The sequence below is a fragment of the Sedimentitalea sp. XS_ASV28 genome (genome assembly GCF_041224545.1).
GTDB lineage: Bacteria > Pseudomonadota > Alphaproteobacteria > Rhodobacterales > Rhodobacteraceae > Sedimentitalea.
Genome location: NZ_JBGFGP010000154.1, coordinates 1 through 3,140, shown reverse-complemented (window position 1 = coordinate 3,140; position 3,140 = coordinate 1). Strand labels below are relative to the sequence as shown.

Here is a 3,140-nt window from a genome sequence, read left to right as displayed (position 1 = left end):
GGTATCTTTCCCGGCGCGGGCGGCACCACGCGGCTGGTGCGCAAGCTGGGTGCGATGGGCGCGTCGCCCTTCCTGCTCGAAGGCAAGATGGTCGAACCGACAAAAGCCAAGGCCGCCGGTCTGGTGGACGAGGTGGTGGACGATCCGGTCGCAGCAGCCCGCGACTGGGTTCTGAACGCCAAGGAAAGTGACATCGTCAAGCCCTGGGACGCCAAGGGGTACAAGATGCCCGGTGGCGCGCCCTATCACCCGGCGGGTTTCATGACCTTCGTGGGCGCCAATGCAATGGTGCATGGCAAGACGCAGGGCGCATTCCCCGCGCCCAAGGCCTTGCTGAGCGCGGTCTATGAAGGGGCGCTGGTCGATTTCGATACCGCGCTCAGGATCGAGGCGCGCTGGTTCACATCTGTTCTGATGAACCCGAGTTCGGGCGCAATGATCCGCTCGCTCTTCCTGAACAAGGAGGCGCTCGAAAAAGGCGCCGTGCGACCACAGGATGTGCCGGATCAACGTGTGAAGAAGCTCGGTGTTCTCGGCGCGGGCATGATGGGCGCGGGCATCGCGCTGGTCAGCGCGCAGGCCGGAATCGATGTCATCCTGATCGATCGCGATCAGGCGGCGGCGGACAAGGGCAAGGCCTATACCGAAGCCTATCTGGACAAGGGGATCGCCCGCAAGAAGGTCACGCCGGAGAAGAAGGAGGCGATGCTGAATCTCATCACCGCCACGCCGGATCTCGACCGGCTCTGCGACTGTGACCTGATCATCGAGGCCGTGTTCGAAGACCCCAAGGTCAAGGCCGAGATGACCCAGAAGGTCGAGGCGATCATCCCCGAGGATTGCATCTTTGCCTCGAACACCTCGACCCTGCCGATCACCGGGCTGGCCAAGGCATCGAAACGCCCGGACCAGTTCATCGGCATCCATTTCTTTTCACCGGTCGAAAAGATGCTGCTGGTCGAGATCATCAAGGGCAAGGAAACCGGCCCCCGCGCGGTGGCCAAGGCGCTGGATTACGTGCGCCAGATCCGCAAGACCCCCATCGTCGTCAACGACGCGCGGTTCTTCTATTGCAACCGCTGCATCATCCCTTACGGCAACGAAGCAACGCGCATGATCACCGAAGGCGTCGCGCCGGTCCTGATCGATCACGCCGCGCAGCAACTGGGTTTCCCGGTCGGTCCGGTGCAGCTTGGCGATGAAACCAGCATCGACCTCGCCGCCAAGATCATCCGCGCCACAAAGGAAGCGATGGGCAACGAATACCCTGCCTCCGAAGCCGACGATCTGGTGTTCTGGATGGAAGAACAGGGTCGTCTGGGCCGCAAGGCCAAGGCCGGCTATTTCGATTATGACGAAAAGGGCAAGCGTATCGGGTACTGGCAGGGGATCCATGACAGGTATCCGCTCGCCGAAGAGCAGCCCGACCTGATCGAAGTGCAGGAGCGCCTGATGTTCTCGCAGGTGCTGGAAGCGGTGCGCGCGCTGGAAGAAGGCGTCATCGAAGACATCCGCGAGGCCGATGTGGGCGCGATCCTGGCCTGGGGTTTTGCGCCCTGGTCCGGTGGCCCGCTCAGCTGGCTCGACATCATCGGCGCGCCCTATGCCGTCGAACGCTGCGACCAGTTGACCGAAAAATACGGCGAACGGTTCAAATGCCCCGACCTGCTGCGCGAGATGGCGGAAAAGGGTCAGACCTTCTATGGCCGTTTCGCGCCCGAGGCCGCAGCGGCCTGACCGGGCATGACCGGGACACCTGCCGGCGCATCCGGCCCGCACGGGCGCGGCGCTGGCGGGTGACCCTGTCAACCCATTGTGCCGGCAGCGGATTTCCGGTGCCGGCAAGCGGTCTTTCAACCGAGAACAAGGGAGCGTCGCGAGACGTTCGGCGGTGCCCTGCCCGGTCAGCCAAAGGCATAACCGAAACGGGCAATGTCCTCGGCACAGCACTCGGCGATCGCCGCCGCGCTTTCATCGGTGTAATAGCCGCGATAATCGCGCGCGCGTGGCGACCGGTTCTCTTGCGGCAATCGCAGGTCGAAGCCCAGATGCGCGATCAGCGGCGCCGCGTCCTCATCAAACCGTTCGAGCCGGATATAGGCATCACACTGCTCACGCCCGTCCGAACGGCGCATGTAACGCCCTGCCGGATAGGATCGAAACGCCGACGTGATCAGGGGATGCATGACAAATCCGGAATAGTCCAATTGCCGTGCCAATTTGACGGCAGGATGATCGAAACTCTGCTCCCTCAACCAGTGGTAATAGCTTACCGCCCTGTCCCACGGATTGCGCACCAGCGTGAATGCAAACAATTCATCCAATATCGCGGGCGCGACCAGCCCTTCGATATCCGCGAGCGTCGAGTGCTTCCACAGACGCCCGCGCGACCTGACATCCTCCAGACGTCGGCGGCGCTTGCGGGCCTTGGGGGTATCTCCGAGCATGAGATCATCCCGCATCGCGCGCGACTCAAGGGCGAGCGCCAGTGACGTTCCTCCCGTCTTGGGGATGTGAACAAAGACGTATTGTCGCCCGGTGGAAACAATCACGGAACTACCTACCATTTGATGCAGTGTTCAGGACAATAATTCAGCACTCTCCGCAATTCACCTATTTAAGATAGGGAAGAAAAACAATTTTTTTGCCAGATCATTTAATTCCATTTGAATTAACGCGCGAATAAGTGGATAAGGAACGGCGTCAATAGTGCATTTTTCAGGGACTCAATCCATGTTTGCAAAGAACTCTACAATTCTCGCAGCCGCTGCGGTCGCTCTGACTGTTGCCGGCGGCGCGCAGGCCGCGACTCTCGGCCTGTTCACCCATGATTATGGCACGGGAATCGGGAATGTGGCACCGGCGCAGTACGGCTCCGGCGCTCTCAACTCGGACTCGGTGACCGTCGCCGACAACGAGGCACCGCGCTTTCAGGACAATTTTGACCTGAGCTCGGTTTCGGGAACGATCCAACGTTTCGATCTGACGCTGACCTTTGGTCCTGCATTCCCCAAGTGGCGTGTCGTTTGAGGTGAAGATCGCCTGTATCCGAGCGCTAGACAAGGATTTTCTGCCGCAAGCGGCACCTGCGGTCGCGCAGACTGCTGGATCTGGACGGATCAGACCGCGAAGCCGCTGTT

3 protein-coding genes are annotated in these 3,140 nt (G+C 60.9%); 2 read left to right on the top strand and 1 reads right to left on the bottom strand.

Annotated features, from left to right (window positions below; translation table 11 throughout):
• On the top strand, positions 1 to 1,737 hold a 1,737-nt coding region (locus AB9K34_RS16740; protein ID WP_369955576.1), incomplete at its 5' end, for a 3-hydroxyacyl-CoA dehydrogenase NAD-binding domain-containing protein.
• A 167-nt stretch (positions 1,738 to 1,904) separates the two neighbouring features.
• On the opposite strand, the gene AB9K34_RS16735 is transcribed toward AB9K34_RS16740, so the two are convergent.
• Positions 1,905 to 2,552, bottom strand: a complete 648-nt coding sequence (locus AB9K34_RS16735; RefSeq protein ID WP_369955575.1) for a sulfotransferase family 2 domain-containing protein — start codon at positions 2,550 to 2,552, stop codon at positions 1,905 to 1,907.
• A gap of 181 nt (positions 2,553 to 2,733) precedes the next feature.
• Here AB9K34_RS16735 and AB9K34_RS16730 point away from each other — a divergent pair, with 181 nt between their 5' ends.
• Entirely contained in the window at positions 2,734 to 3,030 is a 297-nt protein-coding gene (locus AB9K34_RS16730; RefSeq protein ID WP_369955574.1) for a hypothetical protein, read from the top strand.
• The last annotated feature ends 110 nt before the right edge of the window (positions 3,031 to 3,140 follow it).